At 40.7% G+C, this 21,679-nt stretch carries 16 protein-coding genes; 6 read left to right on the top strand and 10 right to left on the bottom strand.

Annotated elements, in window-relative coordinates; translation table 11 throughout:
* The first annotated feature begins 57 nt into the window (after positions 1 to 57).
* Positions 58 to 2,637 (top strand): prolyl oligopeptidase family serine peptidase, encoded by a 2,580-nt coding sequence (locus MWU84_RS12250; RefSeq protein WP_246901773.1) that lies wholly within the window; start codon positions 58 to 60, stop codon positions 2,635 to 2,637.
* Positions 2,638 to 2,901: 264 nt separating this feature from the next.
* Here MWU84_RS12250 and MWU84_RS12245 read toward each other — a convergent pair whose 3' ends face one another.
* From MWU84_RS12245 to MWU84_RS12225, 5 genes are all read right to left on the bottom strand, one after another.
* Positions 2,902 to 4,407 carry a carboxypeptidase gene (locus MWU84_RS12245; RefSeq protein WP_246901772.1) on the bottom strand — a complete coding sequence of 502 codons (1,506 nt, stop codon included), beginning with the start codon at positions 4,405 to 4,407 and terminating at the stop codon, positions 2,902 to 2,904.
* A gap of 113 nt (positions 4,408 to 4,520) precedes the next feature.
* Positions 4,521 to 6,140: a family 20 glycosylhydrolase gene (locus MWU84_RS12240; RefSeq protein WP_246901771.1), complete on the bottom strand. Its 1,620-nt coding sequence runs from the start codon at positions 6,138 to 6,140 to the stop codon at positions 4,521 to 4,523.
* A 46-nt stretch (positions 6,141 to 6,186) separates the two neighbouring features.
* A complete protein-coding gene (locus tag MWU84_RS12235; RefSeq protein ID WP_246901770.1) occupies positions 6,187 to 6,837 on the bottom strand; it encodes a GDSL-type esterase/lipase family protein in 651 nt (216 codons plus the stop codon).
* A gap of 108 nt (positions 6,838 to 6,945) precedes the next feature.
* Positions 6,946 to 7,833, bottom strand: a complete 888-nt coding sequence (locus tag MWU84_RS12230) for an alpha/beta hydrolase (protein WP_246901769.1) — start codon at positions 7,831 to 7,833, stop codon at positions 6,946 to 6,948.
* Between the two features lie 11 nt (positions 7,834 to 7,844).
* A complete protein-coding gene (locus tag MWU84_RS12225; protein WP_246901768.1) occupies positions 7,845 to 9,095 on the bottom strand; it encodes a serine hydrolase domain-containing protein in 1,251 nt (416 codons plus the stop codon).
* Positions 9,096 to 9,209: 114 nt separating this feature from the next.
* Between MWU84_RS12225 and MWU84_RS12220 the strand changes: the two genes are divergently transcribed.
* The gene (locus MWU84_RS12220) at positions 9,210 to 11,420 is read left to right on the top strand and encodes a DUF5916 domain-containing protein (protein ID WP_246901767.1); all 2,211 of its coding nucleotides are present in this window, start codon (positions 9,210 to 9,212) and stop codon (positions 11,418 to 11,420) included.
* Between the two features lie 22 nt (positions 11,421 to 11,442).
* On the opposite strand, the gene MWU84_RS12215 is transcribed toward MWU84_RS12220, so the two are convergent.
* From MWU84_RS12215 to MWU84_RS12200, 4 genes are all read right to left on the bottom strand, one after another.
* A complete protein-coding gene (locus tag MWU84_RS12215) occupies positions 11,443 to 11,766 on the bottom strand; it encodes an EthD family reductase (RefSeq protein ID WP_246901766.1) in 324 nt (107 codons plus the stop codon).
* A gap of 127 nt (positions 11,767 to 11,893) precedes the next feature.
* Complete coding sequence (locus MWU84_RS12210) at positions 11,894 to 12,790, bottom strand: SMP-30/gluconolactonase/LRE family protein (protein ID WP_246901765.1); 897 nt, start codon at positions 12,788 to 12,790, stop codon at positions 11,894 to 11,896.
* A gap of 70 nt (positions 12,791 to 12,860) precedes the next feature.
* On the bottom strand, positions 12,861 to 13,907 hold the full coding sequence (locus MWU84_RS12205; protein WP_246901764.1) for a DUF3500 domain-containing protein: 1,047 nt from the start codon (positions 13,905 to 13,907) through the stop codon (positions 12,861 to 12,863).
* 41 nt (positions 13,908 to 13,948) lie between these two features.
* Positions 13,949 to 15,439 (bottom strand): DUF5050 domain-containing protein, encoded by a 1,491-nt coding sequence (locus tag MWU84_RS12200; RefSeq protein WP_246901763.1) that lies wholly within the window; start codon positions 15,437 to 15,439, stop codon positions 13,949 to 13,951.
* Positions 15,440 to 15,544: 105 nt separating this feature from the next.
* On the opposite strand from MWU84_RS12200, the gene mazG reads away from it, so the two are divergent.
* Positions 15,545 to 16,318, top strand: a complete 774-nt coding sequence (gene mazG / locus MWU84_RS12195) for a nucleoside triphosphate pyrophosphohydrolase (RefSeq protein WP_246901762.1) — start codon at positions 15,545 to 15,547, stop codon at positions 16,316 to 16,318.
* A gap of 92 nt (positions 16,319 to 16,410) precedes the next feature.
* Here mazG and MWU84_RS12190 read toward each other — a convergent pair whose 3' ends face one another.
* Positions 16,411 to 19,017 carry a PAS domain S-box protein gene (locus MWU84_RS12190; protein WP_246901761.1) on the bottom strand — a complete coding sequence of 869 codons (2,607 nt, stop codon included), beginning with the start codon at positions 19,015 to 19,017 and terminating at the stop codon, positions 16,411 to 16,413.
* 384 nt (positions 19,018 to 19,401) lie between these two features.
* Here MWU84_RS12190 and MWU84_RS12185 point away from each other — a divergent pair, with 384 nt between their 5' ends.
* From MWU84_RS12185 to MWU84_RS12175, 3 genes are all read left to right on the top strand, one after another.
* The gene (locus MWU84_RS12185) at positions 19,402 to 20,790 is read left to right on the top strand and encodes an MATE family efflux transporter (RefSeq protein WP_246901760.1); all 1,389 of its coding nucleotides are present in this window, start codon (positions 19,402 to 19,404) and stop codon (positions 20,788 to 20,790) included.
* A gap of 74 nt (positions 20,791 to 20,864) precedes the next feature.
* The gene (locus tag MWU84_RS12180; protein WP_246901759.1) at positions 20,865 to 21,092 is read left to right on the top strand and encodes a hypothetical protein; all 228 of its coding nucleotides are present in this window, start codon (positions 20,865 to 20,867) and stop codon (positions 21,090 to 21,092) included.
* 3 nt (positions 21,093 to 21,095) lie between these two features.
* Positions 21,096 to 21,665: a phosphatase PAP2 family protein gene (locus tag MWU84_RS12175; protein ID WP_246901758.1), complete on the top strand. Its 570-nt coding sequence runs from the start codon at positions 21,096 to 21,098 to the stop codon at positions 21,663 to 21,665.
* Positions 21,666 to 21,679 lie beyond the last annotated feature (14 nt).

The raw sequence follows: 21,679 nt of genomic DNA, 5'->3' as shown, positions 1-21,679 counted from the left end.
TGCATGCGAAAACTATTTATGGAAATTAATATTCTAATTCCTTAATCAGTTTATATTATGGCGAAATTTTATACCAGAAGTGCAGTTGTTTTTGTAATGCTCCTTCTGCTTCCTTTTGTTCTTATTGGGCAACAACGTACCGGAAATATTGTGGAATATTTTGGTAAGGAAAAGGTGGAGGATATCCATGAAGGAAAAGTTATTCATGTATTTAATAAGGCATTGGCTTTGACCATTCCACGTTTTGGATTTGAATCCTCGTCATTCCCCGAAGATCCGGTTTTTGATAAATTTCTTATGGAACCCAATGCCCATGTAAGGGAAGGTGAAGTTTTTGATATTGATTTTTTTGGAAGGGAATTAAAATGGAGCGCAATAAAGGTAGATAGTAGCAATAGCTTTTCAGGTCGGGACCTCAGGTCTGGCTATGTATATCTCACCTATAATTCGGGTTCGGAAAAAACGGTTTTGTTCGAGGCTTCCGGACATTCATTGGCTTCCATCAACGGTTATCCCTATGAAGGGGACCATTATGATTTTGGCTGGAATCTTATTCCTTTGAAATTAAAAAAAGGGAAAAATGTTTTTGTTCTAAAAGTAGGCCGTTTTCCTCGGATTCGCGCGCGCTTATTGGAACCAAAAGCCGAGGTTCAATTTACTACCCGTGATTTAACGGTTCCCGATCTTTTAATGGAGGAGGATATGGAGTACAAGGCAGCCATTAGGGTCATAAATACTTCGGGCAATTGGCTGAAGAAATACGCTATTGAGGCTAAGGTGAACGGAAAGGAGCTAACTACTAAAATAGCCGATATCCCACCTTTTACTGTCTATAAAATACCCTTTTCCATTCCTTCTTCTACGGTGGATACCTCAATGGCCAAGGTGAATGTAGACCTTGGGTTGGTACAAAGTAACGGACAGCTGGTTTCTGCCGAGACTTTAGCTCTAAATGTGAAATCGAAATATAAGCATCACAAGAGAACTTTTATAAGCGATATAGATAAAAGCGTTCAATATTATAGTGTAGCGCCGGACAAAAGTGGAAATACCGAGGGTGGGGCAATTTTTCTTTCGGTACACGGGGCTTCCGTGGAGGCTGTAAATCAGGCAAATGCCTATAAACAAAAAGATTGGGGGAACTTGGTTGCGCCAACGAATAGGCGGCCATACGGGTTTGCATGGGAAGATTGGGGCAGATTGGATGCCCTGGAGGTGCTTGCGGACAGCAAGAGGCTATTTAAACCGGACAATAGTAAAATTTATTTAACCGGTCATTCCATGGGAGGTCATGGAACCTGGTATTTAGGAGCAACCTACCCCGACCATTTTGCTGCCATTGCACCATGTGCTGGATATCCAGATCTGCTGTTGTACCGCGGAAGTAGAACAGAAAGGCTTTTGGAAATGACAGAGGAACAGCGGGAACGGTTTGGAATTAGTCCGAAATTGTTTGAACGTATGACAGCAGAGGTAGTGCCTACAGCAGTGGAAAACATTGTTGAAAGAGCGGGAACCCCGAGTAGAACCGTAAAATTGATCCGAAATTATCTGCATCATGGGGTATATGTATTGCACGGCGAAAAGGATAATGTTGTTCCGACCCGTTTAGCCCGGGATATGAGGGAGCGATTGGGTACCTTTCATCCAGATTTCACTTATTATGAGTATCCTGGAGGTAAACATTGGTATGGGAACCACAGTGTGGATTGGGATCCTATTTTCAACTTGTTTAAAGCACGAACAATTCCAGAAATAAAGGATATAAAAAATTTGGAATTCAGCACGGGTTCGCCAGGGGTTTCTGCTTCCTCACATTTTATTACCATCCACCAGCAAGATATACCTTTTGAAATTAGTTCGTTTGATTTTTCATGGGATGCCATTTTTAAAATTGAGACCAAAAATGTATCCCTGTTGGAGGTAGATTTTTCACAATTGCCTAGTGAGATCAAGAGCATAGAGCTAAACGGAAAAGAATTTGGGATACCATCACAAGAAAAGATGTTTTTCAAGGAATCTGAAGGGGTATGGACAATTGTTTCCAAACCATCCTTGTGGGAAAAAGGTCCCCATAGGAACGGTGGGTTCAAGGACGCCTTTAGAAATGATGTAGTGTTCGTTTATGCTACCAAAGGATCTAAAGCGGAGAACGATTGGTATTACAACAAGGCTAGGTTTGATGCCGATACCTTCTGGTATAAGGCCAATGGAAATATTGAATTGGTCGCGGACACCAACTTTTCTCCCAAAGATTATCCCAACAGAAATGTTGTAATTTATGGTAATAAGTCCAACAATGCGGCTTGGGATAAATTATTAAAAAATAGTCCGGTCCAAGTATTCAACAGTAAATTAAATTTCGGAAATAGAAGTCTTACGGGAAGCAATTGGGGCTTATATTTTATAGTACCTAGGGCCGATAGTGATTTTGCCAGTGTTGGAGTGGTAACGGCAACGGGACCAAAGGGTATGAAAGCAGCCTATGCCAACCATTATTTGGTGAACGGAACTACATTTCCCGATCTAATGCTCTTTGATGAAACTGTATTGGCACAAGGGACTTCAGCCGTCAAGTGCGCTGGTTTCTTCGGAAACGATTGGTCTATTGAAAAAGGGGATTTTGAATGGGAGTAAGACCTTAACAATAAACAAATTGATTATAAACCCCGAATGGACCATGATTTATTCGGGGTTTATATTTTACTCTTTAGGAGAGATTTGAATGCTCACACACTTGGTTGCCCGTTTTGTTCGTGCGGGCCCGCCAGTTCCGTTCGGGCGGGCGTTGAAATGCGATTAGTAGTTTTCTTCCGATGCCTCAAGGGCCTGCCCTTGTCGGCAGAGAGGCCTGCCCGTACCCATTCAGGCGGGCTTGCCCTGAGGAAATTGACTCTATGTTTATTTGGATGCATTTAGTATAAATCGGGAAACATCTTTCTTAAACTTTTCCATGGATGGCTTGTGGGTGTACATCATATGTCCAGCCTCATAATATTCCATAAGGATATTGTCCCTGATTTCCTTTTTAAGACCCAAATGGTTGATACTGTGTTCTACGCCATAAAAAACAGTGGCAATGTCATAGATGCCATTTAGGATCAATACTTTCATATTTGGATCTCTAGATAATGCTGTGGCCATATCAATACCAGTGTTGATCGCCGCTGAAGCTCCCCATCTTTCATTCCCTTTATGGGACCAATCCCATTTAAATCCGTCCCTTCTCCCTGCGGTTATCGAGTATAATAAATTTTTGTTGACTTTTAAGTCGCCATAAAAATAATCCAAAAATCCACTAATGTAGGCAGGGGAAATGGCCAAACTTTGCGGGTCATGACTTCCTTCCTGGGATAGTAGATCTTCATTGATTCCTGTAAATCGGGAATCCAATCGGCCCACTATTTCACCCTTATCCCTTAAAAATTCAGCAAAAAATTCACTGGCAGTAACCCTTAGGTCTGCTTTGAGCCAGTAGTTGGTTTCTGTACCGGTATAGTACGCTAACTTGGAGGCAATGTTGGCCTTTTCATTTTCCGAAAGTCGATCCCCTTTAAAGAGGGCGGGCGTATACTCGTTTTCGGTAAAGGACCTTACTGTTTTTAAAAACTCAAAGACGTTTTCCGGTTTATCGTCTATTTTATTATGATACCAGGCCGTTGCGGCATAGGTCGGAAAATGTACTATATAAGGGAGGTCATCATTTGGAGGGAACAATAAGGTGCGAAGATCAAAAACAGCCGATACCATAATAACGCCGTTCATGGCCACACCTTGGCTCAACAGGGTATTCATTAAACCGGCGTTCCTAAAAGTCCCGTAGCTTTCTCCCAGTAGGAATTTGGGACTGTTCATACGGTCATTGTGAATCAAGAACTGGGTAATAAATAATGAGAGACTACGTATATCCTGGTCCACACCCCAAAAGTCTTTAAACTTAGCTTTACCTATGGGGACGCTCAAACCGGTACCTACGGGATCAATCATTACTAGATCTGCTATATCAAGGATAGAGTAGTTGTTGTTCACAATTTTGTAGGGGGCGGCCGGAGTTGATTTTGGGTCATCCACCACAATTCTTTTGGGTCCCAAAATACCCATGTGCAACCAAAAAGAGGATGACCCGGGACCACCGTTAAAGGCAAAAACAATAGGTCGCCTTTGGGTGGCCAATCCTCTTCTGGAATCCCTTGTGTAATAGGTAAAGCCCATTAATGCAATGGGCTTGTTGGTTTCGTCCTTTACCTCAAAAGTACCTGCCTTTGCCGTTAAATAAATGGTGTTGCCATTTATGGTAACGCTTTGCATGGTGGTAGCCACTTCAGCTTTGGGTAAAGAATCGTTTTCCCTGTTGGGATAGCAAAATTGTCCCAAAAGGAGGGTAATTACAAGAATAAGAGCCTTCATTTGTTTAGTATTTAGATTGGGTTAAATAGCTAAACAGGCAAGGATATGATAATTAGGGGCTTACAATATATTAAATATACAGATTATAGCCCACAGTATTACTTAATGAATATTTAGTCCTTTTCAATAGTTTTGTAGGTATACTTGCTTTTTTTCCACTCTATGAGTTCGGAAGGGTAGTATTTTACATTCATCTTATCCAAATATGGAGCTTGGTTGCCCAATCTTACCTTGTAATTATCCCAATTTCTATTTTCCTCAACACTCCAGCTAAGTTCGGAATAACCGATCATCCTTGGAAAGGCCAAATATTCAACTTCGTCCATATTGCTAACGGTCTCGGACCAAAGTGGTGCTTCAATGCCCAAAATGTTCTCCTTGTTTATTCCTTGAACATATCTCTCCGGGGTCCACACATATCCGGTATCTACAGGAATTAAACCTGCCCAATTAAGTCCGTATTTTGAAAGGGTATCATATTTCATGTCCAAATAGGCCTTTTTTCCTGGAGACAAAATAACTTTTAGCCCCTTTTCCACGGCCAGTTTGGCATTTTCTTCATTGGCCCAAAATTGGGCAATGGCACTTGTATCTATGTCAGCGTGTACAATTTCATCCCAACCTATCATTTTTTTGCCGTATTTCTTTACAATTTTGTCTACTTTGGAAACAAAATGAATAAAATCCTTCTTTTTGGTAACATGACTTTCATCGCCTCCGGCATGAAAATATGGGCCGGGAGTAATGGCTGAAATTTCCCTTACCACATCGTCGATGAAGGCGTAAACGGTATCCTTATTGGCGTCAAAAGTGCTGAAACCTACTTCGGTACCCGTATAGATTTTGGGTGTTTTGCCATTTCCATTAAGGATGGGATACGCAACGGATGCAGCATTGGTATGACCGGGCATATCCACTTCTGGAACTATGGTAATAAAATGTTTGGCAGCATAGGCCACAATGTCCTTATATTCTTCTTGGGTGTAAAATCCACCTGGGCCACCTCCAACTTCGGAACTTCCACCGATTTCGGTAAGTTTGGGCCAGGATTTGATCTCTATGCGCCAGCCCTGATCATCTGTAAGATGTAAATGAAGCGTGTTAATTTTATAATAGGCCAATATATCGATATACTTTTTTACATCCTCCACGCTAAAGAAGTGTCTTGCAACGTCCAACATAGATCCCCTATATTCAAAATTGGGGTTGTCGGTGATCTTACCTGTGGGAATCAACCACATCTTATTTTCGGAAAGAGTATCATTACTGGTTTCCGGAATAATTTGTCTTATGGTCTGTATACCCCTAAAAGCTCCTTCGGCCGTCTTGGCGTTTAGAATAATGGAATCTTGTGTTATATATAGGTCGTAACCTTCCTTGGATGAAAATGCAGTGCTATCCGACTGGTTGATAAAAATGATACGGTGGGGAGAAGCGTCGATTGTTGCGTTAACAGCCAAGTCCAAATCTGTATGCCATTTTATTTTTTCAGATAGAAACTCACCAACTTCTGGAAAACCATCAGCGTTTTGTGAGGTATAGATGATAGTGTTTTTATCCAACCCAAAGGCAGTATTGGTAGGTATTATTTTAAGCGGTTTGGGAATCAAGTTCTCGGCAGACAGATCCGTCATTGGAAAATTGATAACTTTCTTTTTTTCCTGTTGACAAGCAACAAAGGCAGTAAAAACGGTCAAAACTACCAGTGATTTAAAAAGAATTGATTTTTTCATTTAGATTGATTGTATTAGTGTTATTTAGTTATTCCTTTACAAAGGATCAATTCATATAGGGGTTGATGACAGAAAACCAAAGGTCGTATCCCTTACTGTTCATATGAAGTCCATCACCTATAAAAATATCCTGTCGCACATGCTTTCCATCCATCATCACATCCCATACATTGGCAAACTCCAAGCCACTCTCTTCTTTACAGAGCTTTTTAAAAGCCCTATTTAATCTTTTGTATTTTCGTTTTAGCTTCCATCTGGCTATACTGGGTTTTGCGGCTATTATCACCACTTGGGTTGTGTTGTTTCTTTCCCTTATTTTATGTATTATTTCGCGGGTCGTCTTTATAATATCTTTGGTCTTTTTTTTGGAGGCAATATCATTATCGCCCTCGTAGATAAAGACTTTTTTGGGATTATATTTTAGAATGAGCTCATTGTAATAGCGGAATAGATCGGAAGATTGGGATCCCCCAAATCCTGAGTTTATAATTTGGTGATCAGGAAACATAGATTCCAAGTTTTTCCACATTCTGATGCTAGAACTACCTGTAAATACGATCGTTTCTTTTGAGGAGTCCCAAAGGGGTTCATATTTCTTCTGAATGGCCATGACCTCATTTTGAAAGGCTGGAGTTTTTTGGCCATAACCAAGGAACGCCAAAAAAAGGAATAAATAAGTGAGCTTTTTCAAATGCATTTGATTTAAAGGTTTAAATTATAACAAATATTGTTTCCATCAAATAATTTTCGACCGGGGACATCGGTTGTTCGCTGATGGTAAAGTCCGGTCTTGCTGGGCATGGGTTTAGGGTTGATGGTGGGGAACAATTATTTTCTCCGCTAGCGCCCATTCGTAAAACCGTGCTATCCAATTGTCCGACGGCAGGTTCTGAGTTTTCATTCCAAAGCCGTGGCCCCCCTTGGAGTACATGTGCAATGCAGCGTTCTTTCCCGCCTTCGACCAGGCAGAGTAAAGTTCAACGCTTTCATGGGACAGGTCAAATTGATCATCGGAAGCACAGATTATAAACATGGGCGGTGCATCCAAAGGAACGGTATAGGTACCTAAAACGGTCATCCATGGATAGACCGGAACTATAAAATCCGGCCTAGTGGTTTTAGTATAATTAAAAGTAACGCCCAAGGTAACCGAACCGCCAGCGGAAAAACCCATAAATCCAATTTTGTTGGAGTCGATTCCCAATGATTTTGCATTGCTCCTTACATAATCCATTGCATTTAAACCATCTGATGTTGCCAGGTCAAGGACCATGGCCATTTTTTTTGTCATTGCCGAAGAAGTATTTTGATTATCTCCATTTTCATTGGGGAGGGTACTTTCATTTTCTGGCAATAGTCTGTATTTAAGTACAAAGGCCGTAATTCCTTTGGAGTTTAACCATTTTGCAACATCTACACCTTCGCTATTGATACTCAATACCCGAAGTCCACCACCGGGTGCAATAACAACTGAGGTTCCATTATTTAGGGAGGGCGTTGGTCTAAAAATTTGAAGGGTCGGTGTAGAAACATTGGAAATCAATTCGGTTTGCCACTGTTCGGAATAAGTTGTTTTTTCAACCCCTTGCCAAACTAACTCAGTATTGTTTTCGTGAGGAAGTAAAACAATTTCCTGTGAAATCATCATTTGAGGCAATTGCAAGGCAATAAGAAAAAGTATAACTTTTTTCATTGATATGTTGATTAGTATTTTGTGATGAGGGATTGGTAAACCATTTGTCTCATTTTCTCCCCATAATAATTGTTGTAAGGTTGTAGCTGACTCATTAGGATTACTATGAGTTCTTCTTTTGGGTCTATAAAGAAATAGGTGCAATAGGCGCCGCTCCAATAGTATTGACCTACCGAGCCCAATGCTTTGCTGTCAGCTAGATCGGTGGTGACACCAAAACCTAGTCCAAAACCTTGGCCTGCGGCCTCATATAGATTGCCTACTTGGTTCATGGTCATGATATCCACGGTTTTGGGACTTAGTAAATGTTTACCTTTATATAGCCCTTTATTTAGAAGTATTTGGCAAAATTTCATATAGTCGGAGGCACTTGAAAAAAGGCCGTGGGTGCCGCCATAAACGGTGTTGCCTTCTGTAGGTAATTGGGTTTTGGAATTTATCAGATTCCCTTGTTTGTCCAAATTATGAACGGGCATCCATCTCCCCCTATTTTCTTTGGATATATTATACCCAGTGTCTTTCATGTCCAAGGGGTCAAATATCCTATCTTTTAAAAATTTGGCAGTGGTCATACCGGAGAAATGTTCAATAAGCAATGCCAAGACATCTGGGGAAGCACTGTAGTACCATTGTTCCCCTGGGTGTCCTATCAAGGGCATTTCTAGCATAGCGTTTACCCTACTTTCTATATTCTTATGCGGCTCGGAGTAAAGTGCTTTAGCAATCTCGTTGTCCAATTTGGTTCCTCCCAGACCATGTGAAAACCCGGCGGTGTGCGTTAAAAGATGGTTAATGGTTATTTCCTTGTTGGCGGGTTCGGTTTCGCTATTTAGCCCTTGCCCCAAATCCTTGGCTACCCTTAGATCCTTGAACTGCGGTAAATATTTGGAGACCGGATCTGTAAGGAAAAAATATCCTTCTTCATATAACATCATAAACGCTGCTGTTACTATGGGCTTTGTCATGGACATGATATGGAACAACTGATCTTGTCGAATAGGGGTCTTATCTGCCAAACTACTATATCCATAGGCAGTTTCGTGAACAATTTCTCCCCGTCTCATAATATAGGAAACGGCACCTGGAATTCTTCTTTCGCTTATTTCTTTTTTAAGAAAATCGTCATATCGGTTCAACCTTTCCTTATCAATTCCCGATATGTTTACACTTGATAGGGTATTTGAACCAGTTTGCCCATTGGCAGGAACAGCTAGGATTAATAGAAGAAACAATAGCGTTATAATTGCGTTTGTATTTTTCATGATTTTCTTGGATTAATCTTTTAAAGATAAGATTAAAAAATTGTTCCATTAAATCCTTAATTGTTATTATATTAGAGTATTAGGCCAAACCAATACCAACAAACTAAAAACACAATGCCCAACCAAAAAAAAAATTTTGTTCTTTTCGCCGTTTTATGCTTTTCTACAATTGGATTTTCCCAAACGCCAGTTTTAGATTATGACACCCAAATACGACCAACCGCTGTTGCAGTTCCCATTGAAACCGATCCTATGATCGATGGGAATATTTTAAAAGATGAAGTTTGGCAAAAGATAAAACCATTTGGGGACTTATTACAAAGTCAACCCAATTACGGACAAATGGCCAGCGAACGCACGGAGATAAGAATTGCCTACACGGAACACACTTTTTATTTGGCAGTGGTCTGTTATGATTCGGACCCTGATGGGCTTGTAGTTTCCGATGCCAGAAGGGATGCTTTGTTGGATAATACCGATGCCTTTCTTTTTATAGTGGATACTTATAAGGATAATCAGAACGGCTTTATTTTTGGAACCAATTCCCTAGGGGTGGAATATGATGCCCAAGTAGATAACGAAGGTCAGGGCAACCAAAATACAAATAGGCAACAAGGCGGGACCATAGGTGGCTTTAATTTAAATTGGGATGGGTCGTGGAAGGTCAGGACTTCAGTGCACGACGAAGGATGGAGTGCAGAATTTGCCATTCCATTGCGTACCATAAGATTTCAGCCAGGGAAGGATTGGGGCATTAATTTTCGCAGAAATATCAGGAAGACCAATGAAATTGTTTATTGGTCCCCCATGCCCATAGGGTTTAACTTAAATAGACTTTCCTTGGCCGGCACCCTTACGGGCCTAAATCTTAAAACTCCTAAAAATTTAAAGGTTATTCCCTATGTGCTGGGACAATTGGCAAAAGATTTTGAAGCCAATGATCCGAAGGCAAAATTTACCCCTGAGGTGGGTGGGGATATAAAATTTAGTATTACTCCTAGTCTTACCTTGGACCTTACCTATAACACCGATTTTGCCCAGGTGGAGGTAGATGAGCAACAGGTAAACCTGGATCGTTTTAATTTGTTTTTTCCAGAGAAGCGACCGTTTTTTTTGGAGAATGCAGGCTTGTTCAGTGTGGGGAGTCCTGGGGAAGTAGATCTGTTTTTTAGTAGACGTATCGGGATAGGGGATGATGGAAACATAGTGCCTATAATTGGAGGGGCCAGATTATCCGGAAAACTGGACCGAACCAATGTTGGACTTTTAACCATGTTTACCGATGAGGTCGAGGAGGCGGGAATTCAGAAGAATAATTTTACAGTAGCTCGCGTTAACCATGAATTCAAAGGGCGGTCCGCCTTGGGGGCGGCGTTTATTAATCGTTCAGGCATAGGACTTGATGATGATTTTAACAGTACTATGGCCCTAGATGGAAAGCTGGGCCTGGGGCGCAAAGCCAGGATGACCGGTTTTTATGCCCGTACCAATGGGCCCATGGATACTATTAATGAGCATTCCTTTAGACTAAAAACAGATTACGTTTGGAACAGCTGGGAAATAGGAGGGGGGTATACCGAAGTTGGCGAGGGCTTTAATCCCGAAGTAGGATTTTTGCAGCGCTCCGCTTTTAGAAAGCCTGAGGCACGGGTGCTATATCACTATAGGCCCAAAGATGAAAACTCGGTAATCTTGGAATTACGGCCGCATATCTCATATAATAGCTTTTGGAATTTTGATGGATTCCAGGAAACCAGCTATACCCATATAGATAATCATTGGGAATTTAAAAGTGGTATGGAAATCCATACCGGGCTAAATCTCACCACGGAAGGGGTTTTGGATCCTTTTGAAATTTCGGAGGGAGTTGTCGTACTGCCTGGCACTTATAGGCACTCGGAATCCCAATTGGTTTTCTTTACCAATAAGAGCAAGCCGGTTTCCGTTAATATTCGTTCCGTAATCGGTGGGTCTTTCGGGGGTAAGCGGTACCAAGAAAGTGCCACTCTGAGTGTTCGCTTGGGCGATAAATTTAATTCTGATTTTATCTACCTTTACAACAACTATCAATTGCCGGTGGGCGATTTTACCGCGAATATTTTCCGTAGCCAAATGACCTATTCCTTTAGGCCCAATTTATATGTTCAGAGTTTGGTACAGAACAATTCGGCCAATGAGCTCTGGGCGGTAAATTTGCGATTGGGCTGGTTGCAACGTGCCAATACAGGGCTATTCGTGGTCTATAATTACAATGTACGGGAGGGTGACCCCTTAAATAATAGTATTATTATTAAATATAGCCGTATGTTCGATTTGGTGAATTAGGGCGGCACACTTTCCTAACTTTTTATAACATTACGTCACTAATTTGAACAACAGGTTCAATGTTGGTATAATTGGGAAGGTCGGCCATAATTTTTTCCGCATTCGGGCCGAAGGAATTTTGAAAAGAATCCATAGTTGCAAAATATAAATTGCCCATAGCAGCATAAGTTGCTGGTGATCCAGGAATGGCTCCTCCAAGTCCTTTCTCTACAGTTGCGGCCTTTACAGAATCCCCTAATAATTCCCCAACCAGTTGTACATGTTGGTTGCAATAATAATCCATATCAAAATTTTTGCCTTCTCCGTTAGGATACAAAACGCTTACTTTAATCATTCCTTTTTTCATAATAGTTTATCTTAATTGTTTTTCTAAATGTCAATAATAGGAGGCTGCTTAAATGAAAGCATTTGCAAACAGGGATTTAAGAGTATAAGTTGTAAACTTGCTGCAAATACTTAAATAGAATAATGTTCTATCTAATCCCCTTTACATTCATTTTTAGAGTGTACAAGGAGGTCATGGCGGTAATAAATAGGGTTTTTTGGTCTTTGCCTCCAAAGGTTACGTTGGCCGTCCACTTCTGGTCAATAGGAATATGCGATATTTGTTCCCCTTTGGAATTAAAAACGGTCACCCCGTTTCCTGTCAGATATACGTTCCCCCGGTTGTCCATGGTCATGCCATCGGAGCCCATATTGGCAAAAAGGGTCTTGTTGCTTAGGCTGGCATCTGGGTTTATGGTATAGGAATAGGTCTTTTTATCTCCTATGTCGGCAATGTATAAAAGCGTACCTTTCTTATTACCTATAATACCATTGGGCTTCACAAAATCTTCACCTACAATGATTATATCCTTATGATCTGGAGTAAGATAGTAAACGCGCTGTTGTTCTATCTCCTGTTCTGTTCTTGTCCAATATGGTCTTTTGTAGAAAGGGTCGGTAAAATAGATACCGCCCTTGGGGTCGACCCAAAGATCGTTGGGACCGTTTAATTTTTTGCCTTCAAAATCATCGATCAGGACCGTAATGTTTTTTTGGGAATCTATTTTCCAAAGTTGATTTTTATCATCTGCACAAGCCAATAGATTTCCTTGGTGGTCAAAATAGAGTCCGTTAGATCTTCCAGAAGGCTCCATATATACGGATACGGCTTTCTCCTTATCAGACCACTTTATGATACGGTCGTTGGGCTGGTCCGTAAAATATACATCCCCGTTGGGGGCTACCGCCGGTCCTTCGGTAAAAAAATAATCTGTGGCAACCAAACGGACTTTAGCATCCTCGGCAATCAAAGGAGTCCGCAGTGATTTGCAGGACAGGGAGAACAAAATCGGTATTGTTAAAAATACATTTAAAACTTTTTTCATTTAATAAATTTAATTCTTAGAACTAATTGGGGATAATTAAAGTTATGGGTTAAGGCCAATATTCTATCAATCAATGTTGGTGGTCTTTTTCATAGTGGGCTTTTAATACATCCTCCCCATAATCATTCGTAAGATCTCGAACCACCGTGTGTACGTGATTGGCATTGTTCTGTGTGTTGTCGTATTCAATAAGTAAGGTAGGACCCTGAATTCGGAAGTAATGGCCCTTACCGGGCTGTAGGCTTCCCGCCCAGGCAAAATACAGATTATCTATACCTGACTTGTTTATTTTGTCCCTAAACCCGGCTGCAAATTCATGCTCATAATTGTTAAGGTAAAGTTCTAAAAGGTCCATGAAAGTTTTTTGCTGATTTTGGGACAGGTGGGAGTATGAAAGCCCCAATGGTTCCAACTGTTCCGCTTTTCTTTTTGTCAATGATAGAATGTCGCTTGGGGCAACATCGGTAAACAAAACAGTTTTCAATTGTTCCTTGCTAAGGGAGTTTACAAGTGCAAATCCCAGTTTGGCCTCTTTTTTAAGTACTTCCTTGCCTTTGTATTTCGTGCTGCGGACAATCCCTGGATTTGTACCAAAAAAGGTAGGGGTAGAGGAGCTTATTGTACCATTGGAAGAAGTAAAATTTAAGGAAAGATGGTGGCCTTCAAATCGCCATCCCCATGGTTGGTCCTTGGATGGATTGCCAAAAATACAAAAGTGGTAATTTAAGGGGTCACGTCTGGGCCTGCCATCGGGCATTTTATCGTTATCATCGTTTTCTATTATCCTTAGTACTTTTTCCAGTTCCATAATTTCTTGGGACTTGCGAAAACCTTCTTCACTCAAGGAGGCCCTTAGCAAATCCAGGGCTGCCTTTTTCTGTGCTTCATTAAAATCATGAAAGGTGGCCCCTTCTCTTGGAATGGGCACGTAATTCATATTATAGCGTTCTGAATCCTCTAAAGTAAATAGGGTTTTGGCTTTTATCTCGTCGGACAAACTATTTAAAAAAGTATTGGCCTTTTCCAGTACGTGCTGAGCAGGTAGCAGACCAACAAACATAAGGAGTAGGGACGAAGAGATTATTTTTTTCAGGGTCATTTTAATTTTTAAACACATTTTTCGGTTTTTTGATTATTTCTGTTTCAACTGTATTAATATTATTTTAGGCGATAGCTAACGAATGCCAAACGGCTACTATCGGGTGACCAAGAAGGTACATTCATAGACCCCTGTCCACCAAATAATTTGGCAATTATCTTTGTTTCGTTGGTTTCAAGATTTAGTAATCGGAGCATGACGTCTTTGTTGGTGGGGTGCAAATTTGCGGGAACCTCGGGACCAAAAGAGATATAGACCAACCAATTGCCGTCCGGGGAGGGGTGGGCAAACCAGTCGTTGTAATTATCCGTTGTAATTTGTTCCTGTTCGCTTCCATCTGGCTTCATACGCCAGATCTGCATTGTCCCGCTACGGTCAGAATTAAAATAAATGTATTTGCCGTCAGGCGAGTAATCGGGTCCGTCATCCAAGCCAGCTGCAGAAGTCAATCTGGTTTCCTCTCCTCCGGTAACGGGAATGGAGTAAACGTCATAATTGCCATTTCGCGCTGCACAATAGGCCAAAGTTTTGCCATCTGGAGACCATCCATGCCAATAGGAGGGGCCATTGGGAGTTATTTTTTTTGGTACCCCACCTTCTATGGGTAACGTATAGATCAATGACTTTCCTGTTTCGGTCTGATCACTTATCACCAATATCTTACCGTCAGGCGAAATGCCATGGTCGTTGTTTATTTTTTTCGCAAAATCGGTCGGAATTAAACTGGGTTCACCTCCTTCAACTGGTATTTGGTAAAGTAGTCCCATACTGTTATAGAGCAGGTTTTTTCCATCTGTAGTCCAATTTGGTGCATCCAGACGTTTTTCGGATTGTAGGATTACTTTTCTATCCAGAGTGGCTATAGGAATAATTTCCAAAGTACTTTCCAATTTCCTATGGGAGTCTGGCACAGCATCCAATTTTTCTATGCGTACATTGGAGAATTTTGCGGTTTCCACGACATCGTTGTTATGGGAGCAAACGCCAAGGCCAATATAAAAAGGAGCTTTAAACGGCACTTTTATGGCCCCTCCAGAAGATTTTAATGCCCCATGCCCTGCGGATAAGGACATAAAGAGATAGTCGCCTACCTTGTCGATCCGTGCTCTTTTGGGAAATTTAATATTGGATTGAAGCTCCCGTGTTATATCCCCATCCACTTCCCTGTACTGTATGGCAGCCATACCATCGCCATGAACGGCTACATCCACATAGGCCGAACCGGGTTCCAGACTTTGGCGGATAATTAGGCAGGCTTTTCTATGAGGGTCCACACCTTTGCCCAAGAACTCAATATCCGCTTCAATGGCAACATCTCCGGACATCTTTCTCCAAACATAATGCAGTTGGTCATTGATGAACCACATATTTGTTCCACTTGCCGAAATAGTATAAGTGCTGTCCAAAGGATCGAATTTTATAGAGCCTTTATATTTTACGCCACCAATATCACCATGGCCTTGGAATATTCCCAAATCCTGTTGGATCCCCCATGCAAGGAGAACCAAGCCAATCAAGGCTATAGGAAAAACAATTCTTTTATTGGTCATAATAGTTTGGTGAGATATGCAAGGAAATAAAGTTAACTAAAAAACTCTAAACATACGACAGTTGAAACCATACGGTCTTTGTATTTTTGTTGAAAAGTAAATTTTATGAATTCTAGGGAATCCCAATTACTAGCCTTTGATCGCCTTCTTACTATAATGGATGAATTAAGGGCACAATGTCCGTGGGACAAAAAGCAGACCATGCAAACACTAAGGCATTTGACCATTGAGGAAACCTATGAATTGGGAGATGCCATTTTGGACAATGATTTGGAGGAAATTAAAAAGGAATTGGGAGATGTTCTGCTGCACATAGTTTTTTACGCCAAAATAGGGAGTGAAACCCAACATTTCGACATTGCGGACGTTGCCAATGACATCTGTGAGAAGCTCATTAATAGGCATCCGCATATTTATGGGGATGTTGTGGTTGAAAATGAAGAGGAGGTAAAGCAGAATTGGGAAAGAATAAAATTAAAGGAGGGTAAGAAAAGTGTTTTGGAAGGTGTTCCCAATGGTTTACCGGCCCTTGTAAAGGCCAACCGGATACAGGATAAGGTGGCAGGGGTAGGGTTCGACTGGGAAAAGCCGGAACAGGTATGGGAAAAAGTACAGGAAGAACTGGAAGAATTCCAAGATGAGGTTAAGGACGGAAACCTTGACGCCATGGAGGCCGAGTTTGGGGATGTACTTTTTTCTATGGTAAATTATGCCCGTTTTCTGAATATCAATCCAGAAAATGCTCTTGAGCGCACCAATAAGAAATTCATAAAGAGATTTCAATATTTGGAAGCTAAAGCCAAGGAAAAGGGCAAGGCCTTAAAGGATATGACGCTATCTGAAATGGATGTTTTTTGGGAGGAGGCCAAAACCATTTAAGTTTTTGCAAACTGCTATTTTTTGCTTGTAGTCTAATAGTCTTTTAACTTTTAAACGAGTTTCATCTTTCTAAATTCAGAGTATTGATGTTATTAAAAGACTATAGTAAATGTGGTTCCTACTCCCACTTTGCTAGAAGCCGAAATAGAGCCACCCATGGCTTCGATCTGTATTTTGGTCATATATAGTCCAACCCCTTTTGCCTCAGGATGATTGTGGAAAACTTTGTTCAGACCAAATAATTTATGGCCATGTCTTTCCATATTTATACCCAGGCCATTATCACTGACCTGCAGAATGGTCTTACCCCCATCAATCTTGGATTCCAGATAAATTTCCGGAACCCTATCCTCGGATTTGTATTTGATCGCATTGGAAATTAAATTGAGAAAAATACTATCAAGATAAATATCATTATATACCACGGTTGCTGCCTTTGAGAAATCACTTTTAATGATGGCATCGGATTGGGAAATCTGACTTGAGATTATTTCCACAGTTTTGTTAAGTGTTTTTTCAAAAGATAATTCCTTGGTTGCCCTAGCACTGTTATCGGTAGTCTGTATTACTTCCACCATAGTGTTTAAGGTAGAGGAGAGGTGGTCTATTACAATTTCAAATTTATCAAATAATTCATTTCGTTCTTGGTCACTTTCGGCCACCTTATAGAAACTGGACAAGGTTTGTAGGTTACCTACAGGCGACCTTAAGTTATGGGAGGTTATATGGGCAAAATCCGCCAATTGCCGATTTTGGTTTTTTAGTGTTTTGGTAAGGACTTCAAGGTTTTCTTTGGTTTCGATCAATTTCTTACGATTGTACACAGTTTCGGAAATGTCCGTGGCAACCCCTAAGAATCCGTTAATTTCTCCATTTACGTCTTTTATAGCGGTCGTAATCAGCTGTACAGGAAAATGGGAACCATCTTTACGTACATAGGTCCACTCCATCGATTCATAACTGTCACGCCTGGCATGTTCCACAAATACATCAAAACCGCTAATAGTCTTACCAAACAGGCTGGACAATTTTTCGCCATGTTTTTCTATCTCTGGCCGCAAATGAATAATTTCCGGCGTTTTTTTGCCGATCATTTCGGAAGGGGAATATTGCAACAAGATTTCCGCCCCTCGGTTGAAATGGGTTATAATGCCATTCAAGTCCGTTCCTATTATGGAAATTGGGCCTGCATTGAAAATAGCCCTAAGCTCTTCATTGGCCTTGTTTAGGGCATTTTGTGAAACTTTTATGTCATTTATATTATGGAATACTCCATAAAGCCTAATACATTGTCCATTGACCATTTCGGCATGCCCAATGGCCCGTGCCCAACGGCTTTTACCTTTGGCGGTAATCAATTCTACTTCTAGATCATAGGGAGTTCCATTTTCAATGGCATTGGCCACCGCTTTTTGAATCCTTTCCCTACTGTATCCTTCCTTAAAAAAATTAATGGCAGTTTCAAGATTGGGTACATAATCATGGGGCACTTCATGTATTTCACAAGTTACTTGGCTCCAATAGATTTTACCACTAATAGTATCCACTTCCCAAGTTCCAATTCGAGCAACTTGGTTGGTTTCATTCAAAATCTCCTCAATGCGGAGTTTTTCATTTTCATGTTCTTTTATGCCGGTAACATCCAAAGTATATATGACAATTCCCCCGACTTGGTCTGAGGAAACATACCAAGGTCTTATGTCCCAGGTAAGCCATTGAACACGACCATCTGGCCAACTATGCTCGGTCTCATCTTCATGATGAACAGCCCCTGCCAGACAATTTTTGTGCACCTTTTTCCATTTATCCTCAATGTCTGGAAAAATCTCGTATAGTGATTTGCCGATAATTTGTTTGTCCGTAAGCTGATAATCACTCCTCCATCGATCTGATGCCGCAAGGAACCTCATGTCGTTGTCGAACATGGCCATGGCATTAGGAGCTTGGTCTATAAATATTTTGTTGTGTTCCTCTCTTATCCTTAGATCGGCCTGTAAGGCATTCACCTGCTCCATTTTTTTTTGAATCCCCTTGTTGGAATTGGCCAATTCCTCATTGGCAAGCAGTAGGGATTGGGATTTATTCTTAAGATTTTTTATTAGCGGTAATAAGATAAGGGTAAATTGACCAATGATTACCAGCGCAACAATTATTGCAAGAAAATAAGTTAATATGTCAAGGTTGATGAGATTTTTCTCTGCATGGAATTGATATTCCGACACAATTTGGTCTGTGCTCGTTAAGACGGATGATTCCAACTCCCTAATGGTATTGGCACTGGTTTGCAGTACCTCCGGATTATTGGGGTTGTTCAGGATCTGAAGGGCAGCATCCAATAATTTTGTGGTCTTGGGACGTGCAGCAGTGAACAAGGAATCTATTCTTTCCGAATCCCTTCGTTGTTGGTTGACCAAAATGAGGGATTTCTCATTGCTCTCCCATTCCGAGGTTAAAGCCCTTAGGCTATCAAGATAAACCTTGTTGGCCATAATACCCTGATCCTGGTTCAAGGTAAAAACGTGCTTGGAGATACGCTGGCTCAGCATACGTTGCTTTCCTGCGATATTGATTAAACTTACATCCGAAGTTATAAGGTCGATCCTCTTTTGGAAAACGATAACAGCTAAAATTAGTATCAGAAGTATACTGGCAATAAAGATGAGATATCTTTTTTTTGTGGACCTTTCAAGTCTATCCATTTATTGAATTTTCTAAAGTTGATCAAGGTCGCTAAACAAATGCGATAGGATAGGTTGTAAATCTCTATAATAAATTGCAATAAATACCTAGCAATATGCCCTCTTGGCTCCTAATTTTTATAATCTTTTAAAGGTAATATATTATTTTTGCAATTTAAAATACTTTTCGTGCACACTGGAAATGCGTTAAAAACGAAATAACGAACTTCATTACAAAATGCTTGTTTCTTGATATTGGCAATATCCTATTACAATTTTTTGCCGAGAACGAATTGTATGGTATAGGTACTTTTTTAGCGTAAAAGCGACTGCATTAATTAATAAAAAATCCATTGTTTAAAAACCAAAGCTAACCCTTATATTTGACCCTCTAATTAAAACGTTTTGTTACAGAAATACACAAAGGAGTTCAGATATAACCTGTCCCTTTCTTTTCCCGTAATCCTAGGAATGCTGGGGCATTCCTTTGTACAGTTTGCCGACAATATTATGGTGGGTCAATTGGGTACGGCAGAATTGGCAGCGGTCTCCTTGGGGAACAGTTTTGTATTTATAGCCATGTCCTTGGGGATAGGATTTTCAACTGCCATTACACCTTTGGTTGCAGAGGCCGATGGGGCAGGAAATGTTGGTGATGGAAAAAGCGCTTTAAAGCATGGCCTGTTGTTGTGCACAGTATTGGGATTTTCACTGTTTGGTATAATATTGTTGGCCAAGCCGCTCATGTATCTTATGAAGCAACCTCCAGAGGTGGTAGAATTGGCCATGCCTTATTTGGATTTGGTGGCATTTTCTTTGGTTCCCCTAATTGTTTTCCAAGCGTTTAAACAATTTTCAGAGGGCCTGTCCCAGACTAAGTACCCCATGTATGCGACTGTCATTGCCAATTTTGTGAACATTCTGTTGAATTACCTCCTTATTTTTGGTTCCTGGGGGTTTCCTAAAATGGGTATCGTAGGAGCTGCGGTAGGGACCTTGGTTTCCCGTATTATTATGGTGATCTTTCTTTGGGTACTGCTCAAAAACAAAAAGAAATTTCACGATTATGTAACTGGATTCAACTTTAGAAAGATAGAGAAAAAGGTCATGAAGAAAATCATTGACCTCGGATTTCCTTCGGCTTTACAAATGTTCTTTGAAGTGGCCATTTTCACTGCAGCCGTTTGGGTGAGTGGTGTTCTGGGCAAGAATTCCCAAGCGGCCAACCAGATTGCCTTAAATCTCAGTAGTATGACATTTATGGTGGGAATGGGCCTAGGTGTTGCAGCAATGATACGGGTTGGAAATCAAAAGGGATTGACAGATTTTAAGGAATTAAGGCGTATTGCGCAATCTATTTTTCTGCTCACTCTAATATTGGAAGTCATATTTGCAGTTTGTTTTGTTGTTCTAAACGATTTTCTTCCAACGATTTATTTGGACCTTGGTGATGCCACCAATTTTGGGGACAATACAGAAGTAATCAAGATTGCAGCGGAACTAATATTGGTTGCTGCCGTATTTCAAATTTCCGATGGCTTGCAGGTGGTTGTCCTAGGTGCTTTAAGGGGGCTTCAGGATGTAAAGATTCCGACTATTATTACTTTTATAGCTTATTGGGTAATAGGCTTTCCCATTAGTTTTTATCTGGGATTATATACTCCTTTGGAGAGTACCGGTATATGGATCGGCTTATTGGCCGGACTTACGGCATCCGCTTTAATGTTGTATATTCGATTTAATTATTTGACCAAGAAACTAATTGCCCAAAAGTTATTGCAGGAGATAGATTAATATAAAGGCAAGTCGTTATCTACCCTAACGGAAGGAATTTGGAGGTACCGACTAATTATATAAAAGGTTATTTTATGGAATTCCCGAAATTTTTATTAGGCGACAATACGGATTATCCAACGGCGATTTTCGTGGTACATACCGAATACCCTAGGTTTATTATAAATCTGGAGGACGACGAGGTAGAATGGTTGGAAGATTTTACCCAAGAGGACGAAAAGGATCTGGAAGCCGAAGCCGAGGGTTTAATTGAACAAGCTACAGCCTTTTATGACCGGGAAATTTCTCGCTACGACGAGTAGGGTATGTTGGAACAATTGATACAATACGACAAGGAGCTGTTTCTGTTCCTCAATAACTTGGGTACCGCCCGGTGGGACGGTTTTTGGCTTTTTATGACCAATAAATGGAGTTCAATTCCCCTTTATGTCTTTTTGGCCTTTCTTACCTATAAGGCCTTCGGTCTAAAACGTCTTTTATTGACGCTCGTGGCTATTGCGGTACTTATTTTGGTTACAGATCAATTGGCCAATTTTTTTAAATATGGCGTGCAGCGATTGAGGCCCTGTCATGATCCTGAGTTAAATGGGTTGATGCGTTTGGTGAAAAGTTCCTGTGGCGGAAAATTTGGCTATTTCTCTGCCCATGCCGCCAATTCTTTTGCTGTAGCCATTTTCTTTACCACCTTATTACGCACAAATTATAAATATTTGGGAGCTTTTCTAATGGTTTGGGCTTCAGTTGTCGCCTATAGCAGAATATATATAGGGGTACATTTTCCGTTGGATGTGCTAACGGGAATGATTATTGGAACATTTTTGGGTGGATTATTTCTTCAGCTCTTTCTAAAGGCGGTTGCCAAATACGATCGTTGATCTATTTTTGGCTA

It is taken from the genome of Arenibacter sp. F20364 (assembly GCF_023015905.1).
In the GTDB taxonomy this organism is placed as follows: Bacteria; Bacteroidota; Bacteroidia; order Flavobacteriales; family Flavobacteriaceae; genus Arenibacter.
The sequence above is the reverse complement of the archived record's forward strand: the minus strand, read 5'-3'. Positions and strand labels throughout refer to the sequence as shown.

What these genes read in the sequence shown, in the direction of transcription:
- MWU84_RS12250 (WP_246901773.1), top strand. Translation starts at nt 58, where the DNA reads ATGGCGAAATTTTATACCAGAAGTGCAGTTGTTTTTGTAATGCTCCTT.
- MWU84_RS12245 (WP_246901772.1), bottom strand. Translation starts at nt 4,407, where the DNA reads ATGAAGGCTCTTATTCTTGTAATTACCCTCCTTTTGGGACAATTTTGC.
- MWU84_RS12240 (WP_246901771.1), bottom strand. Translation starts at nt 6,140, where the DNA reads ATGAAAAAATCAATTCTTTTTAAATCACTGGTAGTTTTGACCGTTTTT.
- MWU84_RS12235 (WP_246901770.1), bottom strand. Translation starts at nt 6,837, where the DNA reads ATGCATTTGAAAAAGCTCACTTATTTATTCCTTTTTTTGGCGTTCCTT.
- MWU84_RS12230 (WP_246901769.1), bottom strand. Translation starts at nt 7,833, where the DNA reads ATGAAAAAAGTTATACTTTTTCTTATTGCCTTGCAATTGCCTCAAATG.
- MWU84_RS12225 (WP_246901768.1), bottom strand. Translation starts at nt 9,095, where the DNA reads ATGAAAAATACAAACGCAATTATAACGCTATTGTTTCTTCTATTAATC.
- MWU84_RS12220 (WP_246901767.1), top strand. Translation starts at nt 9,210, where the DNA reads ATGCCCAACCAAAAAAAAAATTTTGTTCTTTTCGCCGTTTTATGCTTT.
- MWU84_RS12215 (WP_246901766.1), bottom strand. Translation starts at nt 11,766, where the DNA reads ATGAAAAAAGGAATGATTAAAGTAAGCGTTTTGTATCCTAACGGAGAA.
- MWU84_RS12210 (WP_246901765.1), bottom strand. Translation starts at nt 12,790, where the DNA reads ATGAAAAAAGTTTTAAATGTATTTTTAACAATACCGATTTTGTTCTCC.
- MWU84_RS12205 (WP_246901764.1), bottom strand. Translation starts at nt 13,907, where the DNA reads ATGTGTTTAAAAATTAAAATGACCCTGAAAAAAATAATCTCTTCGTCC.
- MWU84_RS12200 (WP_246901763.1), bottom strand. Translation starts at nt 15,439, where the DNA reads ATGACCAATAAAAGAATTGTTTTTCCTATAGCCTTGATTGGCTTGGTT.
- mazG (WP_246901762.1), top strand. Translation starts at nt 15,545, where the DNA reads ATGAATTCTAGGGAATCCCAATTACTAGCCTTTGATCGCCTTCTTACT.
- MWU84_RS12190 (WP_246901761.1), bottom strand. Translation starts at nt 19,017, where the DNA reads ATGGATAGACTTGAAAGGTCCACAAAAAAAAGATATCTCATCTTTATT.
- MWU84_RS12180 (WP_246901759.1), top strand. Translation starts at nt 20,865, where the DNA reads ATGGAATTCCCGAAATTTTTATTAGGCGACAATACGGATTATCCAACG.
- MWU84_RS12175 (WP_246901758.1), top strand. Translation starts at nt 21,096, where the DNA reads ATGTTGGAACAATTGATACAATACGACAAGGAGCTGTTTCTGTTCCTC.